1 pseudogene is annotated in these 438 nt (G+C 53.9%); it reads right to left on the bottom strand.

Features of this window, described 5'->3' with window-relative positions:
* Positions 1-178: 178 nt before the first annotated feature.
* Positions 179-438: pseudogene (locus tag LI015_RS28060) on the bottom strand (Mu transposase C-terminal domain-containing protein); the annotation flags it as partial.

Below are 438 nucleotides of genomic sequence, written 5' to 3'. Positions count from 1 at the left end.
TTCCCGTTTAAGTACTGGCTCAGCATGGAGCGGGAACACCTCATCCCCTCCTTATCAAATTGCCAGGCCAGCTCCGCCTTGTTCATGTTTATGATTCTTAATCTGAGGCACACACGTTCTGCCAGACTTTTCATTTACGATACCCTTCCTTTCCGTTTGATTGGTTTATGTGTTGGACTTAACCCATGTTGCGCAGCTTCTCCAGCGCCTCACGGCCCTGCCTGGCGATATATTCCGACTGCCGCGCCGCCTTCCTGTGTTCCCGGTAGCTCTCCTCCTTCGGCAGCGTGATGACCTTCTGGCTGTTCCCTGCCCCTTCTATCATCATGCTTCCCACGATGGTGTTAGCCTGAGCCGCGCCGGCAATCCGTTCATCCAGCGGACATCTCATTTCCTTCAGCTTCTCACGCACATCCTTCATCTGCTGCTTCTGGAGCC

It is taken from the genome of Enterocloster sp. 210928-DFI.2.20, from assembly GCF_020554465.1.
GTDB classification, from domain to species: domain Bacteria; phylum Bacillota; class Clostridia; order Lachnospirales; family Lachnospiraceae; genus Enterocloster; species Enterocloster bolteae.
The sequence above is the reverse complement of the archived record's forward strand: the minus strand, read 5'-3'. Positions and strand labels throughout refer to the sequence as shown.